Origin of the sequence: Xanthobacter oligotrophicus (genome assembly GCF_008364685.1) — a bacterium.
GTDB classification, from domain to species: Bacteria; Pseudomonadota; Alphaproteobacteria; order Rhizobiales; family Xanthobacteraceae; genus Xanthobacter; species Xanthobacter oligotrophicus.
Genome location: NZ_VTTL01000013.1, coordinates 111,327 through 128,889, shown reverse-complemented (window position 1 = coordinate 128,889; position 17,563 = coordinate 111,327). Strand labels below are relative to the sequence as shown.

The following is a 17,563-nucleotide window of genomic DNA, read 5'->3' as shown; positions in this document are numbered from 1 at the left end:
AATCTACGAGCGTCGATCAACCTTTGCGTGTAATCCAGCCGCTTGAAGGCGCCACCGCAAGTGCCAGTGCAGCCATCAGCAGGCCCGCAAGGACAGCAAGGTTGAAACGCGCCGCTACCGGAACTGTTTCCAGCGGCTGCGGCAAAGGACCATCGACGAGGCTCGTTTCGCCGAGGCGCGATGCTGCGACAATACGACCCATAGGGTCGATGATGGCCGAGATGCCCGTATTGGCTGCGCGCACCAGGGGAAGGCCTTCCTCAACGGCGCGCAAGCGAGCCTGCACAAAGTGCTGGTAGGGGCCGGGCGTGGTTCCGAACCAGGCGTCGTTGGTGACGTTGAGGAGCCAGGTGGGGCGGGGTCCGCCCGGAATTACCTTTCCAGGAAAGATAATTTCATAACATACCAGCGGTGCGGCAAGGCCGGCGCCGGGCACTTCGAGCCCGGTGAGCATGCTGCCGGACGAGAAGCCGCCCCTCACCCGCGTCAATTGCTCGATGCCGATGGATTCGAGGAACGACTGGAACGGCAAGTATTCCCCGAAGGGCACGAGGTGCACCTTGTCGGTATTGCGCAACACGTGGCCCTTCGCATCGATAACGCGGATCGCATTGAAGAACGGCGCGTGCTGTCCGGGCGGGGGCAGGTCGATGCGCACCGCCCCGGTCACCAGTGTCACGTTGGGCGGCAGCGCGGCGGCGATGTCCTCTGCCGCCCAGGGCTCGCGCTCGTAGATGAAGGGGAAGGCCGATTCGGGCCAGATGAGAAGCGTCACATCGGCGAGGCCCGCTGGATAGGTGGGGCTCGGGCGGGCGCTCAGGGCGAGATAGTCGGTCAGGATCTCGCGCCGCCGGTCATAGGCGAACTTCTTGTCCTGCGGCACGTTGGGCTGCATCACCCGCAGGTGGACGCCCGGAACCACCGCGGAGGGCGTTGCCGCCAGCCGCCAGCCGCCCCAGGCCGTAGCCCCGGCCAGCAGCAGCGCCGCACAGGCGACGGCGGCAAGGTTGCGCCGGCCCGGCACCAGCAGCAGTACCGGGCTCGACAGCAACAGCACGGCGAAGAAGGTGAGGCCCCAGATGCCCACCAGCGCGGCACTCTGCATCAGCAGGTCCGACTGCGCGAAGGCATAGCCGAAGGTGTTCCAGGGAAAGCCCGTGAGCACATGGCCGCGCAGCCACTCCGACACGGTGAGGCCGAAGGCGAGGGCGAACAGGCGCGCGCCCCCCTTCGACCACAGGAGGCGCGCCAGCACCGCGCCCAGCGCGGTGAACAGGGCGAGCCCCGTGGGCATGGCCAGCACCGCGAAGGGCAGCAGCCAGCCGAACACGTCCGCCTCCACCAGGAAGGCGTCGCCGATCCACCACAGGGAGGCGAGGAAATAGCCGAAGCCGAACCACCAGCCGACGCCGGCGGCGCCCCACAGGCGGCGCTTCAGCCCGCCGCGGCAGCCGTCGATGAGCAGCACGAGCACGCCGAAGCTGAGCACCAGCACAGGCCACAGGCCGAACGGGGGCATGGCCAGGGCGCCGATCGCGCCGGCAACGAACGCGACAAGGCGCCGGCGCCAGCCGGAGAGGAAGCGCAGCGCCAGCAGGCGCCCGCGCAGCCGCGCGGTCGGGGAGGAGGATGGGAGCACGCGGGGGTCGCTACAGGTCGGATGCGCTGGATTCGGTGGCGGGCACCGGTGTGTTCTCGCGCGGGGGAATGACGCGCAGCTTCTTCACCCGGCGCGGATCCGCCTCCAGCACCTCTACCTCGAAGCCGCCGGGCAGGGCGATCACTTCCCCCTGCTTTGGCACCCGCGAGGCCACCATGACCAGGAGGCCGCCCAGACTGTCCACCTCTTCCATGGCCTCCTCGGAGGCGAAGGTGGGGCCGAGCACCTCCACGGCGGCTTCCAGAGGCGTGCGCGCATCGGCGAGGAAGCTGCCGTCCGGCTGGCGGATGAGCAGGGTTTCGGCCGCCTCGTCGTGCTCGTCCTCGATCTCGCCGACGATCTCCTCCACCACGTCCTCGATGGAGACGAGGCCGTCGGTGCCGCCATATTCGTCGATGACGAGGGCGAGATGGGTGCGCGCCGCCTGCATGGCGACCAGAAGGTCCACCGCCGGCATGGAGGGCGGAACATAGAGGATGCGGCGGATGAGCCCGGCATCCTCCAGCGAGCCGTCGAGATTGACCGCCCCGAGATCGAGCTTGTTGCCCGGCTGGCTGGTGAGGTCGCCGGCAAGGAAGGCGATGAGGTCGCGGATGTGGACCATGCCCACGGGGTCGTCCAGCGTGTCGTCATAGACCACGAGGCGCGAATGGCCGACGCCGACGAACAGCTTCAGCAGCTCGCCGAGGGAGACATCCTTGCGCACGGCGACGATCTCGGCGCGGGGCACCATGATGTCGCCGATGCCCACCTCCTTGAGATGGAGGATGTTGCGCAGCATCTTGCGCTCGGATGGGGTGAATTCCCCTTCCTCCTCGGGCGCTTCCGCCGCGTCCAGCACCTCCACGAGGTCGGTGCGGAGCGAGCCGTGCGGACGGAACGTGCCGAGGAGGGCACGCAATCGATCGAGAAAACTTTGCGGTTCCGCGCTGGTCTCGGTCGTTGGCTGGTCGATGTTGGACATGGCCTGATTTTCGCCTTGGAACGTCAGTCCTGGGGCAGGGCATAGGGATCGTCGATCCCGAGCCCCGCGAGGATCCGCCGTTCCAGCGCCTCCATTTCCTCTGCTTCGGTTTCGTCTATGTGGTCGTAGCCCAGAAGATGCAGCGTGCCGTGCACCACCAGATGGGCGAGGTGGTGCCCCGCCGTCTTGTCTTCTGCCTGGGCTTCGCCGGTGAGGGTTTCCAGCGCGACGATGATGTCGCCCAGCGGCTGGGGCGCGTCCACGTCGTCGGGCAGGTCCGGCTGGGGGAAGGACAGCACGTTGGTGGCCTTGTCCTTGCCGCGCCACTCCCGGTTCAGCACGCGGATGCGCGCGTCGTCGGTGAGGGTGATGGCGACCTCGCAGGGCTCCGGCACCTCGTCGCCGCAGGCCGCGAGCGCTGCCTGCGCGGCCCGCACGCAGATGGCTTCGGCGTCGGGGACGGCAGACCAGCCCTCCGCCTCCACCAGCACGTCGATGGCGACGGGGTCCTCCTCGGGGGGGACGCTCGTGGCGACAAGCTTCAGGGCGGCCATGGGATCAGGCTCCGGCCTTGCCGAGGCGGGCGGAAGCGGCCTCGAGCTTGGCCGCGTCAAGCTTCTCGTAGGCCGAGACGATGCGCCCGACCATCTCGTGGCGCACCACGTCCTCGGCCTTGAAGACGCACACGCCCACCCCCTCGATGCCCTCCAGCAGCCGCACCGCTTCGGCAAGGCCGGAGATCTGGCCCTGGGGCAGGTCGGTCTGGCTGGCGTCGCCGGTGACGATCATGTGCGAGTTCTCGCCCAGGCGGGTGAGGAACATCTTCATCTGCATGGAGGTGGCGTTCTGCGCCTCGTCCAGGATGACCGCAGCGTTGGAGAGGGTGCGTCCGCGCATGAAGGCCAGCGGGGCGATCTCGATCTCGCCCGATTGCAGCGCCCGCTCCACGAAGGGGCGGTCCATGAGGTCATAGAGCGCGTCGTAGATGGGGCGCAGGTAGGGGTCCACCTTGTCCTTCATGTCGCCGGGCAGGAAGCCGAGCCGCTCGCCCGCCTCCACCGCTGGCCGCGACAGGATGATGCGGTCCACCATGCGCCGTTCCAGCAGGTGCACCGCATAGGCCACCGCGAGCCACGTCTTGCCGGTGCCGGCGGGACCCGAGCCGAACACGAGGGTGTGGCGCTTCAGCGCCCTTATATAGGCGTCCTGGGCGGCGGTGCGCGCCCGCACCGGGCGGCGGCGCAGCTGGATCTCATCGAACGACTGTCGGTTCTCGGCCGGATCGAAATCGAACAGGGAGCCCTGCGAGGTCACCTCGCGGATGGCCCCGTCCACGTCGCCCTGGCTGATGTCGCGGCCCTTGCGCAAGGCCTCGTAGAGGTGCTCCAGCACGGCTCTAGCTTGCTCGCAGGCATCGCGCGCGCCTTCCAGCGTCACGTGGTTGCCGCGCGAATCGGCCTTCACCCCGAGCTTGCGCTCGATCACGGCGAGGTTGCGCCCGTAATGGCCGAACAGGAGGGTGGCGAGCCGGTTGTCGTCGAAGGCCAGCACCACATGGGCGGGGCCTTCGTCGTCCGGGCTCGCCCACGGCGCCGTCACCGCCGCGCGGGCGGGGCCGGAGGGCGGCAAAGGGCGTTCGGATTGGCGTTCCGAAGAACGATCGAGGGGACGGTCGCGGTCGCTGCCGGATCTGCGCAAGCTCAAGCCTCCATGGCCGCAAGCGGCCGGGATCGGGCGGAAGAAGCTGGGGACTGGGAAACGGAAGTGTCGTTCGCCTCCGCCGGAACACCCGCGAGGCTGTTGGGGCCCACGTCGGTGATGGTCACGGTGAGGAGGTCGCCGATGGCGGCGGGCGGATCGTTCACCACCACGCTCTGCAGATAGGGCGAGCGGCCGATGAGCTGGCCGGTCTGGCGGCCGGGCTTTTCCAGCAGGATGTCGAAGGTGCGGCCGCGGCAGCTCTCGTCAAAGGCGGCCTTGGAGGCTTCCAGCAGCCGCTGAAGCTCGGCAAGGCGCTCGGCCTTCGCCTCCTCCGGCACCTGCGCCTCATGGTCGGCGGCCGGGGTTCCGGGGCGAGGGCTGTACTTGAAGGAATAGGCGCTGGCGAAGCCCACCCGGCGCACCAGGTCGAGGGTGTCCTCGAAATCCTGCTCGCTCTCGCCGGGGAAGCCCACGATGAAATCAGACGACAGGGCCATGTCCGGGCGCGCCTTCCGCATCTTCTCGATGATGGCGAAGAAGTCGTCCCGGCCATGCTTGCGGTTCATGGCAGCGAGGATGCGGTCGGAGCCCGACTGCACCGGCAGGTGCAGGTAGGGCATCAGCTGGGGCAGGTCGCGGTGGGCGGCGATGAGGTCGTCGTCCATGTCGCGGGGGTGGGAGGTGGTGTAGCGCAGCCGCGCGAGGCCTTCGATGCCGGCCATGCGCTCCATGAGCCGGGCGAGGCTCCAGCTGGTGCCGTCCGGCCCGATGCCATGGAAGGCGTTGACGTTCTGGCCGATGAGGCTGATCTCGCGGACCCCCTGGTCCACCAGTCGCGCCGCCTCATCCATGATCTTCGCGACCGGGCGGGACACCTCCGCGCCGCGGGTATAGGGCACCACGCAGAAGGTGCAGAACTTGTCGCAGCCTTCCTGCACGGTGACGAAGGCCGCCGGCCCGCGGGAGCGGGTCGCCGCCCGTGTCGGGGCTGGCAGGTGGTCGAACTTGTCTTCGGCCGGGAATTCGGTGTCCACCACCCGCTTGCCGGCCTTGGCTTCAGCCAGAAGCTCGGGCAGGCGGTGGTAGCTCTGGGGGCCGACCACGAGGTCCACCACCGGCGCGCGGCGCATGATCTCGGCGCCTTCGGCCTGGGCGACGCAGCCCGCCACCGCGATCATGGTGTCGGAGCCAGCCTCCTGCTTCTGTTTGCGCAGGCGTCCCAGCTCCGAATAGACCTTCTCGGCGGCCTTCTCGCGGATATGGCAGGTGTTCAGGATGACAAGATCGGCCTCGGCCGGGTCCTGCGTCTCCACGAAGCCCTCGCGTGCCAGCGTGTCCGCCATACGATGGGAATCGTAGACGTTCATCTGGCAGCCGAATGACTTCACATAAAGCTTGCGGGGCTCGTGCATGTTGCCTGTTCTGTCGCCGTCGATCATCGCGCGTGGGCGCGACGCGATCGTGACGCCAGCTCTTGTCGCCCCCTTCATGGTTCGTGAGGTGGCAATCCTACCGGCAAACGCGCCGGTTGGAAACAGCGCCGGCACCAACTGCGACGGAACTTAGAGCGGTTGGGCCGACGCGGCATCCCATTCCGCCCGCACCGTCGCGTCCACTTCCTGCGGCAGGGCCTCACGTGCGTGGGCGATGACGGTATCAGGATCAGCCAACCGCCCCAGCGCCCACACCGCCGCCCCGCGTACCAGCGCCGACGCATCGCCAAGCCGTGCCTCCACCTGGGGCAGCAGGCTCGGGTCGGCCGAATTGCCGATGGCCACCAGCACGTTGCGCACGAAGCGGTCGCGTCCCACCCGCTTGATGGGGCTTTTCGGGAAGCGGGCGCGGAAGGCGGCATCGTCCAGCCCAACGAGCTCGGCCAAGGGCGGGGCGTCATTCTCCGCCCGCGCCGCAAGCCTCATTTCGCGCCCGAGTTCGGCGAACTTGTTCCATGGGCAGGCGGCGAGGCAATCGTCGCAGCCATAGATGCGGTTGCCCATGAGCGGGCGCAGGTCGCGCGGGATCGGACCCTTGTGCTCGATGGTGAGATAGGAGACGCAGCGCCGCGCATCGATGACGTAGGGAGCGGGAAAGGCCGCCGTGGGGCAGGCCTCAAGGCAGGCGCGGCAGGAGCCGCAATGGTCCTTTTCGGGCGCGGACGGCTTCAGCTCCAGCGTGGTGGCGATGGCACCGAGGAACATCCAGGAGCCGAAATCCCGCGAGACCAGGTTGGTGTGCCGGCCCTGCCAGCCGAGCCCTGCCGCCGCAGCCAATGGCTTCTCCATGAGCGGGGCGGTATCCACAAACACTTTAACGTCGCCCTCAAGCCCGCGCCGCTGCGCCTCGACGAGCAGGGCGCGGGCGACGCGCTTCAGCTTGGGCTTGATGATGTCGTGGTAATCCTCCGCCCGCGCATAGACGGAGATAGCGCCCGCCGACCGCTGCGCCAGCACCGCGCGCGGGTCGTCCGCTGGGCCGTAATTGAGCCCCAGCATGATGACGGAGCGCATCTGCGGCCACAGCACAGCGGGATCGGCCCGGCGCTCCAGGGTCTCGGCCATCCAGCCCATATCGCCATGGGCGCCGCCGGCGACCCACTCTTTCAGCCGGACGCCGGCCTGAGGGATCGCCTCCGCGCGGGCGATGCCGACGGTATCGAAGCCTTCCGAACGGGCGATGCCGGCGATGATCTCCTCGAGGGCGCCGCCGGCCGCTTCGTTCAGAAATCGAGGTCCGCGTAGGTCTTGGAGGGCGGCATCCCCGGAATGCTCTCGGTCAGCAGGGCACGGAAGGTCGGGCGCGACTTGATCCGCGCGTACCAGTCCCTCGCGTGATCGTCCTCGTCCCACGGCACGTCGCCCAGATAGTCGGCCACCGAGAGATGGGCTGCGGCGGCAAGGTCGGCCTGGCTCAGCTTCTCCCCGGCGAGCCATTTGCGCGCCTTGGCCAGCCAGCCGATATATTTCAGATGATAGCGCAGATTGCTGCGGCCCATGCGAAGCGAGGTCGCATCCGGCGAGCCGCCGCCTTGCTCGCGCGTCATGTAGCGCTTGTGGATGCGCTCGCGCACCAGGGGCTCGGTGGCCTCCACATACATCTTCTCGTTGAACCATTGGGTGAGCCGGCGCACCTCCACCCGCGCCGCCGGGGAATCCGGCAGCAGGCGGTGGTCGCCGAGGGCAAGGCCGCGCGTCTCGTCGAGCCATTCGGCGATGATGCTGGCGCCGGGCACCGAAGCCGCCATCTCCTCTACGATCACCGGCGTCTCGCCGGACGGGTTGAGGGCCAGGAAGCCGGGCCTGCGCTCCCACACCCGTTCCTCGACGAGCTCCGGTTCGAGCCCGTATTCGGAGAGCAGGAGGCGGACAAACCGTGAATGCGGGCAAAAGGGATGGTGATGCAGATACATGATGCAATTTTCGCCGGGGGTCAGGTGGGGAGAAGGCCAGTCACCGGCTCCCATCAGTTTTAGAGCGCGATTCTTTCCGATTGGTTCCACCGCAGTGCAGCATTTTGCGCTGGGCATGGGGCGGCCGGGCGGCCCGGCGAAACAGGGTTAACAGAACGACAAGATGAGAACGCCGCCGTGAGCGGATTCTCTTGGCAGCTCAAGGCTTAGAACTTGCCGTTGCGGCAATCTGGCCTGTGGCGGGCGGGCCACATGCCGTGAGGAAATGACGCGGCGGCAGGGTGCGCGACGCCTCCGGTCACGGACGCGCGATTGCACCTGCGAAGGGGACGGAACAGGATGCGCCATCCCTACCCGCCTTCCGGATGACCTCACTCATGACCCTCGGCGCCATGCTCGAAGCCCTCGTTCTCGGCCTTGTGGAGGGGCTGACGGAGTTCATTCCCGTCTCCTCCACCGCCCACATCCTGCTCCTGGGGCATTTCCTGAGGTTCGAGAGCGCCGGCCACACCTTCGAGGTGCTGATCCAGCTCGGCGCGGTGCTCGCCATCCTCACCGTCTATTTCCAGCGCTTCCTCAAGGTGGCGCAGCAGCTGCCCACCAATCCGGGCGCGCGGCGCTTCGTGATTGGCATCCTCGTCGCCTTCCTGCCGGCGGCGGTCATCGGGGCGCTGGCCCACGGCTTCATCAAGAGCGTGCTGTTCGAGACGCCGGCCCTGATCTGCGTGACGCTGATTCTCGGCGGCATCGTGCTTCTGTTCATCGACAAGGTGGTGCCGGAGCCGCGCTACAACAACGCCATGGGTCTGCCGCTGCTGCTGGCGCTGAAGATCGGCTTCTTCCAGTGCCTGGCCATGATCCCCGGCATGTCGCGCTCGGGCTCCACCATCGTCGGCGCCATGCTGATGGGCGTCGACAAGAGGGCGGCGGCGGAATTCTCGTTCTTCCTCGCCTTGCCCACCATGGCCGGGGCGTTCGCCTACGACCTCTTCAAGAACCGCAACAACCTCTCCATGGACGATGGCCTGCTCATCGTCATCGGTTTCATCGCGGCGTTCTGCGCGGCGGTGCTGGTGGTGCGGACCCTGCTCGATTTCGTCGCCAAGCACGGCTACGCGCCGTTCGGCTGGTGGCGCATCGTCGTCGGCGTCGCCGGGCTCATCGGCCTCGCGCTGGTGGGCTGAGGGCTCCGCCCACTCCCGTAACGGAAGAGGCATCGCCGCTCAGAAGTCGGAGGCGATGCCTCCCACTTCCCAGTCGCCGTAGCGCACCGGCTCGAGGCCGTCGCGGCCGTTGATCTCCTTCGGCCGCTCTTTGGTGGCCGCATCAATGGCGGCGCGGCGGGCCTGAGCCTCGGCGAGCGCGCGCTGCGCGGCCTCGCTCAGGGGCTTGCGCTGCGGCGCGGGGGTTTCATCGGACATGATGTGCTCCTTACGTCATGGGCGCGCGACGCACGTGCTCTTTTCCCGCGTGCTCTAGGGCTGCGCCACCCTGCGAAACTCCATCCGGTAAACCACGTCCTCGCCGGAAACCGGATCCCGGCCGGGGGCGCCGCTGATCACCAGCGTGTCCCCGTCGAGCGTGAAGGGCCGGACCAGATCGGGACCCCAGGCCGGGTTCCAGGTCGCATCCACGTGGTGGATGACCACGTTGCCCTTGATCTCATAGGTCGCCGCATAAGCAAGCATGGAATCGAACAGCGCCACCTTCTCCGGGTCGGTCGGAGTCGGGGCGCCGAGCTTCTTCCGCTGGCTGCTGACCACGAGAGCCATCATCCGGCCGTCCGCATGATAGGCAATATATCCATTGGGATTGGCGCCCATGGCGTCGGTCGTGACCCCGGTCGCGACGACCGTGCGTGTCCACGACACCATCCGCCAGGTGCCAAGAAGAGCCGATGCGTCGGGCATGGATCTGCTCCCTTGGTGCATCGCGCCGAACCGCAAGGTCTGGCCAAACGGCACCCTGTTGCACTTCGCGATACGCCGGCAGGGGCACGCAACCTTGCCGCTTGGCTCCAAGCGTGGTAGCGGACGCCGCGCCTCGGATCGGGGCGCGTCTGGACACCATCGATACCAAACGGAGATGCGCATGGCCACGCAGAATGGCGGCCCCACCCAGAATGCGGCGCCGTCGCTGAACGTGCTCGCGCAGTACATCAAGGATTTCTCCTTCGAGAATCCCAACGCGCCGCGCTCCCTCGCCGCTCCGCCCAGCCAGCCCGACGTCAACATCCAGATCCACGTCAACGCCCGCCCCGGCGGTAATGGCGAGTTCGAGGTGGAGCTGAAGATCGAAGGCGGCGCCAGCATCGAGGGCAACACCCTGTTCGCCTTCGAGCTGGTCTATGCTGGCGTGTTCCGCATCCTGAACGTGCCGGAAGAGAGCCTGCAGCCGGTGGCGCTCATCGAGTGCCCGCGCCTGCTCTTCCCCTTCGCCCGTCAGATCATCGCCGACGCGGTGCGCAACGGCGGCTTCCCGCCCCTGATGATCGATCCGGTGGATTTCGCCGCGCTGTTCCAGCAGCGCATCCAGCAGGAAGGCGGGCGCCTCCAGGCCTGAGCGCTGACGCAAACCTGACCGACAGAACGCCGCCGGATGCTTTGTGCGTTCGGCGGCGTTTCCTTTGGTGTCCGCTGTTTTCGTGTATCTATTGCCGATGGCTCGTGAGCTTTGCTTACGGGCCATCGGCCGAGCCCGCGCGGCGTTTGAGCGGACCCACTTGGCATCGGTCGAAGACCGAGGCCGATGGTATAAAGACGGATAATCAGAACGACCGGGTGTCCCCGGGAGGAAGACCGGCGCGGGCAATGCGATCCATCCGCTTCAAGCTCGCCGCCTTGAGCGGGGCAGCGGCTTCCTTTGCCATCCTGGCCGCCGTGGGGGTTCTCCTTGCGGCCGGGGCGGCGGATCGCGCCCTGGAGGCGACAGTCTCGGCCCAGCAGCGACTGGACCTGCTCACCGAAATCTCCGCCCGCCTTTCCGATTTCGGCCTTGCCGCCGTGGCCGTCGCCGAAAGCCCCGGCGCGGAGATGGGACGTGCGGATCTGGGCCGCATGGAGGATGCCGGCGCCCGCGTGGCCGCCGTGCTGGAAGCCGCGACCGTGCGCGCGGCGGAGACCAGTCCCGCGCTTGAGACCGGGGTGCGCCCGCGCGAGCGCATGCTCGCCCACCTGCGGGCCGATTTCACCGTGCTCGACCGCCAGATCTCCGGAGCCGTGGCCGATGTGGATGCCCGCAGCCGCGGCGATCGGGTGCGCGGCGCGCTCAACGGCTTTGCCGCCTCCGCCGGTCCCACCCTCTCGCTGCTGGTCGAGAGCGAGCGCCGCGCCGTGACGAGCGCGCGGGAGGAGGCGCTGGGCCTCTCCTTCCGCCTCCGGTTGGGCGCGGTGGCGCTCGCCGCCCTCGTGCTCGCCGCGGCGGTGATCCTCTATCGCGCGCTGGCCCGGCCGCTGCTGACCCGGCTCCGGGAGATGGACCGGGCCGCCGCCGCCATCGGTCGGGGCGACCTCGATACCCGCCTCACCATCGGCCCGCGCGACGAGCTGGGCGTGCTGACGGCGCGCTTCAACCGCATGGCCGCGCGCCTCGGCCGCCGTGAGCGGCAGGTGGTCGAGGACCGCGCCCTGCTGGAGAAGACCATTTCCGAGCGTACTGCCGACCTCACGGCGGCCAATGCCCGGCTCGCCGCCATCGACGCCTCCCGCCGGCGCTTCTTCACCGATGTGAGCCATGAGTTGCGCACGCCGCTCACCGTCATCATCGGCGAATGCGACGTGACCCAGCGTGCCCCCGCCATTCCCGAGGATCTCAGCCGCACGGTGCTCGCCACCATCCGCAAGCGGGCCGGGCGCCTGCACCGGCGGATCGAGGACCTGCTGCGCGTCGCCCGCTCGGAAAGCGGGGAGATCGAGCTGGTGTTCCAGGACGTGCCGCTGGTGCCGCTTCTGGCCGACGCCGTCGCCGGCTTCGAGACCGTGGCGCGCCGGCAGGGGGTGAGTCTCACGCTGGAGGGAGAGGCGCCCGGCCCTCTCGTCCATGCCGACCGCGAATGGCTGCGGCAGGTGGTGGAAGGCCTCATCGACAATGCCCTGCGCCATGGCGGCAAGGTGACGCGCATCACGCTCGCGGTCGCCACCGTGGCCGGAGCCGGCGGGGTGGTGGCGGATGAGATCACGGTGAGCGACGACGGCCGCGGCATCCCGCCGGAGGCGCGGGCCGGGCTGTTCAAGCGCTTCGAGCGGGGTGAGCGGTTGGGCGAGGGGACAGGATTCGGCCTCGGCCTCGCGCTGGCGGAATGGGTGGTGACGCGGCACGGTGGACGGATCACACTGGAAGAGGGAGAAGGGGGCGGTACCCGCGTGGTCATCGCGCTGCCCCGGTCGCAGGCCCTTCAAGAGGCTGTGGAGACACGCGGCGCCTGAGCGAACCCGCCCGGCGAGGAGGACACATGAACATTCTGGTGGTCGAGGATGACAGCGACATCGGCGCGATGCTGAGCCGCGGGCTCTCGGCCGAAGGCTTCGACGTGACCGTGGTAGGCCGCGCCGACGAGGCGCTGGAGGCGGCGCGCCAGTACAATCCCTGCGCCGTGGTGCTCGACATCATGCTGCCCGACGGCTCGGGGATCGAGGTGTGCCGGGCGCTGCGCGAGACCGGGCACTCCGGCCCCATCCTGTTCCTGTCCGCCAAGGACGAGGTGCGCGACCGGGCCGAGGGCCTTGGCGCCGGCGCCGACGACTACATCGTGAAGCCGTTCGAGTTCGCCGAGCTGGTGGCGCGGCTGCGTGCCCACCTGCTGCACCGCCTCGGCGACAACCACGCGGGCCGGATTGTCGCAGGGCGCCTGGTGCTCGACCAGTCCACCCGCACCGTGCTGTTCGGCGAGATCCATGCACGCCTGACGGAGCGGGAGGCGGAGCTGCTGGCCCTGTTGATGGCGACCCCCAACCGGCCGGTGCCACGCGGCGAAATCTTCGACCGGCTCTGGGCCAACCAGGGCGGCGCCTCGCTCAACGTGGTGGATGTCTATGTGGGCTACCTGCGCACCAAGCTGGCGCCGGTGAGCCGAGCCGGCGGCCCGCAGGTGTCCACGGTGCGCGGCCGCGGCTTCATGCTGGACCTCTCGGCGCCCGCCGCCGCCCAATGATCTGTTGCGGCGCAGCATCACATTTTGCTTGCGGGAACCAAATCTAACGCCAATATTTGATCTCAATGCGATGAACTTCATCATTGCAGAGTGTTCTTATGATCTTCTTAGAAAGATCTGGAGCACATAACCGGAGGAAGCAACATGCGTTGGAACAAGCCTCAGGTCTGCGAAGTCTGCGTTGGCATGGAAGTCACCGCTTATCTGCCGGCCGATTTCTGATCCGAATGAGGTCGGTGGCCGGGAGCGATAAGGCAGGAGCGTTCGACGCATCATGCAGGTGATCGTTCTCGGTTCGGCGGCCGGCGGCGGCGTTCCCCAATGGAATTGCCGCTGTCCGGTGTGCCGCATGGCCTGGTCGGGAGACCCTCGCGTCACGCCGCGCACCCAGTCGAGCATTGCCGTCTCCGCAGACGGCTCAGATTGGGTCCTGCTCAATGCCTCGCCCGACCTTCGGGCGCAGATTTCGGCCACGCCCGCGCTCAAGCCGCGAACGGGCGAGCGCGACAGCCCCATTCGCGCGGTTGTCCTCACCAACGGGGACGTGGACCACATTGCTGGCCTGCTCTCGCTCCGCGAATCCCAGCCGTTTGCCCTCTTTGGCACGGCGGAGACCCTCGGGCTGCTGAAAGAGAACCAGGTGTTCAACGTGGTGGCGCGGGCCTTCGTCAGCCGCACCGCCGCCGTGTTCGGCGAGGCGTTCTCACCGGCGCCGGGGCTTACGATGGAATTCTTCACCGTGCCCGGAAAGGTGCCGCTCTGGCGCGAGGACGCCAGCCTCGTCATCGGCGAGGAGACCGGCTCCACCGTGGGCGTCACTATCACCTGCGCGGACAAGCGCCTCGTCTACATTCCCGGCTGCGCGGCGGTGACGCCGGCGGTGCGCGAGCGGATCGTCGGGGCCGATCTCCTGTTCTTCGACGGCACGCTCTATCGCGACGACGAGATGATCGAGGCCGGCGTCGGCACCAAGACCGGTGCGCGCATGGGGCACCTCTCCATGTCCGGCGACGACGGCACCGTGGCGCTGCTCAAGGACGTGCCGGTGGCGCGGCGCGTGTTCATCCACATCAACAATACCAACCCGGCGCTGGTGGATGGCTCGCAGGAGCGCCACGCCGTGGAGCAGGCCGGCTGGACGGTGGCCCGCGACGGAATGGAGTTCTCGTTATGACCTTCCTCGCCCTTGCCGAGCCGCCGGTGTTCCCGCCCTTGCCCGCGCCGTCCGAGCCTTTGTCGCCCGAAGGGCTGGAAGCGGCGCTGCGTGAGGTGGGAGCCACGCGCTACCACAATCTCCACCCGTTCCATAAGCTGCTGCATTCCGGCAAGCTGAGCCGGGACCAGGTGCGCGCCTGGGCGCTTAACCGCTACTGCTACCAGTCCGCCATTCCCCGCAAGGATGCGGCGCTCATGAGCCGCTGCGACGATCGTGAGCTGCGCCGCGAATGGCTCCACCGCATCACTGACCATGACGGATTCGAGGGCGACACCGGCGGCATCGAGCGCTGGCTGGTGCTCACTGACGGCCTCGGCCTCGACCGCGATTATGTGGTGTCCAAGGAGGGCGCGCTGCCGGCCACCAAATTCGCGGTGGAAGCCTATGTGCGCTTCGTCGCCGACCATTCGCTGCTGGAGGCGGTGGCCTCTTCCCTCACCGAGCTGTTCGCGCCGGGCATCCATGCCGAGCGCATCTCGGGCATGCTGGCCAATTACGATTTCATCAACGAGCGCGTCGTCGCCTATTTCCGCCGCCGCCTCGACCAGGCGCCGAAGGATGCCGACTTCGCCCTCGACTATGTGAAGAAGAACGCGCGCACGGTTGCCGAGCAGCGCGCCGTCATCCGCGCCTTGACTTTCAAGACCGAAGTTCTCTGGGCGCAGCTCGATGCGCTTTACTTCGCCTATGTGGAGCCCGGCTGGCCGGCGCCCGGTGCGTGGCGGCCGGGCATCGCTCTGGTCGAGGCCGGCTGAGCCATGCGGGCGGAAGAGACCGACGTGCCGCGCCTGCCGCGCGGGGTGAAACTGAAGTATGATCAGGTCCGCGAGCGCCACGTGCTGCTCGCCCCGGAGCGGGCCTTCGACATCGACGAGACCGCCGCCGCGGTGTTGGAGCTGGTGGACGGCCAGCGCACCTGCGGCCAGATCGTGGATGAGCTGGCGCTGCGCTTCGACGAAAAGCGCGAGGTGATCGCCGACGACGTGCGCGACATGATCGGCGATCTCATTGCGCGGCGGGTGATCGAGCGATGACCAATGCCACGGCCGAACTGAATCTGGAGACGGCGCCCCGCCCGGCGGCGGTGCATCCTGTCGGCCATCCCATCGGCATCCTCGCCGAGCTGACCCATCGCTGCCCCCTGCGCTGCCCCTATTGCTCCAATCCGCTGGAGCTGGAGCGCCGCGAGGCGGAGCTGGACACCGCCACCTGGAAGCGTGTGCTGAGCGAGGCGGCGGCCCTTGGTGTGCTGCACGTCCACCTCTCCGGCGGCGAGCCCACGGCGCGGGCGGACCTCGTGGAACTGACCGCCCATTGCGCGGCCGAGGGGCTCTACACCAATCTCATCACCTCCGGCGTCGGCCGGGCCGGGGCCATGCTGCCTGCCCTGTCCGAGGCGGGGCTGGACCATGTGCAGCTCTCCTTCCAGGGCGCCAAGGCTGAAACCACCGATCGCGTCGGCGGCTATGCGGGCGGCCATGCCGCCAAGCTCGCCTTCGCCGCGCAGGTGACTGACCTCGGCCTGCCGCTCACCGTGAACGCGGTGTTCCATCGCGCCAACATCCACGAGGTGGAGGACATGATCGAACTGGCCATCGCGCTGAAGGCGCGGCGGCTGGAGGTGGCGCACACCCAATATTACGGCTGGGCCTATGCCAACCGCGCGGCGCTGATGCCGGCGCGCCCCGACGTGGACCGCTCGGTCGCCATCGTGGAAGAGGCGCGCAAGCGGCTCGAAGGCGTGCTGGTCATCGACATGGTGATCCCGGACTATTACGCCCGCTATCCCAAGCCCTGTTCCGGCGGCTGGGGCCGGCGCACGCTGAATGTCACGCCCACCGGCCGGGTGCTGCCCTGTCATGCGGCTGAGAGCATTCCGGGCCTTGAGTTCTGGTCGGTGCGCGATCACGCGCTGGGCGATATCTGGCGCGCCTCGCCGGCCTTCAACGCCTATCGCGGCACCGACTGGATGCGCGAGCCGTGCCGCAGCTGCGACCGGCGGGAGATGGATTTCGGCGGCTGCCGCTGCCAGGCCATGGCGCTGGCGGGAGATGCCAGCCTGACCGATCCGGCCTGCTCGAAATCCCCGTTCCATGCCAAGGTGGAGGCACTGGCCACCGCCGAGGCGGCGGGCACCGCGCCCGATTTCATCTACCGCACCATCGGCGGAATGCCGGCGGGCCGGCGGGAAGGAGCAAAACCGTGAGCGCCCGCAGGATCATCGGCCTTTGTCTCGTGCTCACCGCCGCGCTGTTCGCCGCCGGCTTCCTGGTGGAGCCGCTGCCCGCGCGCGCCGCCGAGGCGCAGGCCGCCACCGAAATCGCGCCGCCGGAAGCGGCCGACATCCTGTTCGAGCGCCATCAGCTCGCCGGCACCAAGCCCGGCGACACGCTCGCCTATGCCTACACGCGCAAGGTGACCGACGCGGAGCTCGGCCCCTCCTTCGACGACCGCATCCGCCTGATGATCGATCAGGGGCCGGGCGGGGATGCCCGCGACGTGCGGGTCGATTTCTTTTCGCCCGAGCGCCACCATGCCGCCGGCCCGTTCGAGGGCGTCACCACCAATCCGGTGCTGATGCTGTTCCTGGAGAATCACCTGGTGGATCTGTCCGGGCGGCTCAAGGGCAATCCGCGCTATCTCAAGAACGCCATCCGCTCCGCCCTGCGCGACCGGGCGCGGGTGGAGGTTGCCGACATCACGGTGGATGGCCGCACCCTCAAGGGCTGGCGCATCACGGTGAAGCCCTTCGAGGGCGACGCCAATGCCACCCGCATGCGGGGGCTGGACAGCCTGACCTACACATTCGGCGTGGCACCGGACCTGCCGGGGGAAATCGCGCGCATCGAGATCGCGGCCGAAGCCCCCGGCGGCCGGCTCTGGGAGGAGACGATCGCCTATGATCCGAAAGGTTCTTGAGGCGGCGGGGCTGCTGCTTGCGTCAGCCGGCGCGGCGCTTGCCGCCACCGCCGTCGATAACGACTATCCCACCTCCGCGCGCGTTGACTACGTCATCGCCTGCATGGCGGCGAACGGGCAGTCGCGCGAGGCCATGACCCGCTGTTCCTGCTCGGTGGATACGCTGGCCTCCATCCTGCCCTATGACCGCTACGTGGCGGCGGAGACCATCCTGTCCATGCGGCAGGGGGTGGGGCAAGCGGCGAGCATTTTCCGCAATACGCCCCAATACGAGGACAACATTGCCGAATTGCGCCGGGCCCAGGCGGAAGCCGAGGTCCGCTGCTTCAAGTAGAATCCGATACCGCGCTGCACAACACCTGCTCGCATCTGCCGCATAGATGACGGGTTTTCTGCCCCGTGCGGCTATGTTAGCTTCCTCCCCAAGAACAGACGCATGGCGCACGGAGTTTTCCGAAGCGCACTGCAACGACAAGCGGGCAACCGCCGCGGCGTCTTGATCGGGACCATCAACCCCCAAGGCAATGCCATGGCATCCCAACGCTCTG

Annotated in this window: 20 protein-coding genes; 11 read left to right on the top strand and 9 right to left on the bottom strand. The window is 68.1% G+C overall.

From position 1 onward, the window contains the following. Positions 1 to 16: 16 nt before the first annotated feature. From lnt to FZ033_RS20845, 7 genes are all read right to left on the bottom strand, one after another. The gene (lnt, locus tag FZ033_RS20875) at positions 17 to 1,609 is read right to left on the bottom strand and encodes an apolipoprotein N-acyltransferase (RefSeq protein WP_269152437.1); all 1,593 of its coding nucleotides are present in this window, start codon (positions 1,607 to 1,609) and stop codon (positions 17 to 19) included. 40 nt (positions 1,610 to 1,649) lie between these two features. Beyond that, positions 1,650 to 2,624 carry a hemolysin family protein gene (locus tag FZ033_RS20870; RefSeq protein WP_149577982.1) on the bottom strand — a complete coding sequence of 325 codons (975 nt, stop codon included), beginning with the start codon at positions 2,622 to 2,624 and terminating at the stop codon, positions 1,650 to 1,652. Positions 2,625 to 2,647: 23 nt separating this feature from the next. Beyond that, positions 2,648 to 3,178 (bottom strand): rRNA maturation RNase YbeY, encoded by a 531-nt coding sequence (ybeY, locus tag FZ033_RS20865; RefSeq protein WP_149577981.1) that lies wholly within the window; start codon positions 3,176 to 3,178, stop codon positions 2,648 to 2,650. 4 nt (positions 3,179 to 3,182) lie between these two features. After that, complete coding sequence (locus tag FZ033_RS20860) at positions 3,183 to 4,223, bottom strand: PhoH family protein (RefSeq protein WP_232847599.1); 1,041 nt, start codon at positions 4,221 to 4,223, stop codon at positions 3,183 to 3,185. Between the two features lie 101 nt (positions 4,224 to 4,324). After that, positions 4,325 to 5,737, bottom strand: coding sequence for a tRNA (N6-isopentenyl adenosine(37)-C2)-methylthiotransferase MiaB (gene miaB / locus FZ033_RS20855; protein ID WP_149577979.1), 1,413 nt, complete (start codon positions 5,735 to 5,737; stop codon positions 4,325 to 4,327). A 150-nt stretch (positions 5,738 to 5,887) separates the two neighbouring features. Next, the gene (gene queG / locus FZ033_RS20850) at positions 5,888 to 7,045 is read right to left on the bottom strand and encodes a tRNA epoxyqueuosine(34) reductase QueG (protein WP_149578071.1); all 1,158 of its coding nucleotides are present in this window, start codon (positions 7,043 to 7,045) and stop codon (positions 5,888 to 5,890) included. Beyond that, positions 7,042 to 7,731 (bottom strand): glutathione S-transferase family protein, encoded by a 690-nt coding sequence (locus FZ033_RS20845; protein ID WP_149577978.1) that lies wholly within the window; start codon positions 7,729 to 7,731, stop codon positions 7,042 to 7,044. The genes queG and FZ033_RS20845 overlap by 4 nt, the downstream gene beginning before the upstream one ends. A 377-nt stretch (positions 7,732 to 8,108) precedes the next feature. Here FZ033_RS20845 and FZ033_RS20840 point away from each other — a divergent pair, with 377 nt between their 5' ends. Further along, positions 8,109 to 8,915 carry an undecaprenyl-diphosphate phosphatase gene (locus tag FZ033_RS20840; RefSeq protein ID WP_149577977.1) on the top strand — a complete coding sequence of 269 codons (807 nt, stop codon included), beginning with the start codon at positions 8,109 to 8,111 and terminating at the stop codon, positions 8,913 to 8,915. Between the two features lie 39 nt (positions 8,916 to 8,954). On the opposite strand, the gene FZ033_RS20835 is transcribed toward FZ033_RS20840, so the two are convergent. Both FZ033_RS20835 and FZ033_RS20830 read right to left on the bottom strand, forming a co-directional pair. Further along, positions 8,955 to 9,152, bottom strand: a complete 198-nt coding sequence (locus FZ033_RS20835) for a DUF1674 domain-containing protein (RefSeq protein WP_149577976.1) — start codon at positions 9,150 to 9,152, stop codon at positions 8,955 to 8,957. Positions 9,153 to 9,206: 54 nt separating this feature from the next. Next, complete coding sequence (locus tag FZ033_RS20830; protein WP_149577975.1) at positions 9,207 to 9,641, bottom strand: lipocalin-like domain-containing protein; 435 nt, start codon at positions 9,639 to 9,641, stop codon at positions 9,207 to 9,209. 181 nt (positions 9,642 to 9,822) lie between these two features. On the opposite strand from FZ033_RS20830, the gene secB reads away from it, so the two are divergent. The 10 genes from secB to FZ033_RS20780 all read left to right on the top strand — a co-directional run bounded on the left by secB (position 9,823) and on the right by FZ033_RS20780 (position 17,349). After that, the gene (gene secB / locus FZ033_RS20825; protein WP_149577974.1) at positions 9,823 to 10,293 is read left to right on the top strand and encodes a protein-export chaperone SecB; all 471 of its coding nucleotides are present in this window, start codon (positions 9,823 to 9,825) and stop codon (positions 10,291 to 10,293) included. 248 nt (positions 10,294 to 10,541) lie between these two features. Then, on the top strand, positions 10,542 to 12,155 hold the full coding sequence (locus FZ033_RS20820) for a sensor histidine kinase (protein ID WP_149577973.1): 1,614 nt from the start codon (positions 10,542 to 10,544) through the stop codon (positions 12,153 to 12,155). Between the two features lie 26 nt (positions 12,156 to 12,181). Next, positions 12,182 to 12,880: a response regulator transcription factor gene (locus FZ033_RS20815; RefSeq protein WP_149577972.1), complete on the top strand. Its 699-nt coding sequence runs from the start codon at positions 12,182 to 12,184 to the stop codon at positions 12,878 to 12,880. 144 nt (positions 12,881 to 13,024) lie between these two features. Beyond that, positions 13,025 to 13,102 (top strand): pyrroloquinoline quinone precursor peptide PqqA, encoded by a 78-nt coding sequence (gene pqqA, locus FZ033_RS24685; protein WP_081437156.1) that lies wholly within the window; start codon positions 13,025 to 13,027, stop codon positions 13,100 to 13,102. 52 nt (positions 13,103 to 13,154) lie between these two features. Then, the gene (gene pqqB / locus FZ033_RS20805) at positions 13,155 to 14,054 is read left to right on the top strand and encodes a pyrroloquinoline quinone biosynthesis protein PqqB (RefSeq protein WP_149577971.1); all 900 of its coding nucleotides are present in this window, start codon (positions 13,155 to 13,157) and stop codon (positions 14,052 to 14,054) included. Further along, complete coding sequence (gene pqqC, locus FZ033_RS20800) at positions 14,051 to 14,851, top strand: pyrroloquinoline-quinone synthase PqqC (RefSeq protein ID WP_188079606.1); 801 nt, start codon at positions 14,051 to 14,053, stop codon at positions 14,849 to 14,851. The genes pqqB and pqqC overlap by 4 nt, the downstream gene beginning before the upstream one ends. 3 nt (positions 14,852 to 14,854) lie before the next feature. Beyond that, on the top strand, positions 14,855 to 15,130 hold the full coding sequence (gene pqqD / locus FZ033_RS20795) for a pyrroloquinoline quinone biosynthesis peptide chaperone PqqD (protein ID WP_138400714.1): 276 nt from the start codon (positions 14,855 to 14,857) through the stop codon (positions 15,128 to 15,130). Positions 15,131 to 15,147: 17 nt separating this feature from the next. Then, positions 15,148 to 16,302, top strand: coding sequence for a pyrroloquinoline quinone biosynthesis protein PqqE (gene pqqE, locus FZ033_RS20790; RefSeq protein ID WP_149578069.1), 1,155 nt, complete (start codon positions 15,148 to 15,150; stop codon positions 16,300 to 16,302). After that, complete coding sequence (locus FZ033_RS20785; protein ID WP_149577970.1) at positions 16,299 to 17,015, top strand: hypothetical protein; 717 nt, start codon at positions 16,299 to 16,301, stop codon at positions 17,013 to 17,015. The genes pqqE and FZ033_RS20785 overlap by 4 nt, the downstream gene beginning before the upstream one ends. Then, on the top strand, positions 16,996 to 17,349 hold the full coding sequence (locus FZ033_RS20780) for a hypothetical protein (RefSeq protein WP_149577969.1): 354 nt from the start codon (positions 16,996 to 16,998) through the stop codon (positions 17,347 to 17,349). Before FZ033_RS20785 ends, FZ033_RS20780 begins: the two co-directional genes overlap by 20 nt. Positions 17,350 to 17,563 lie beyond the last annotated feature (214 nt).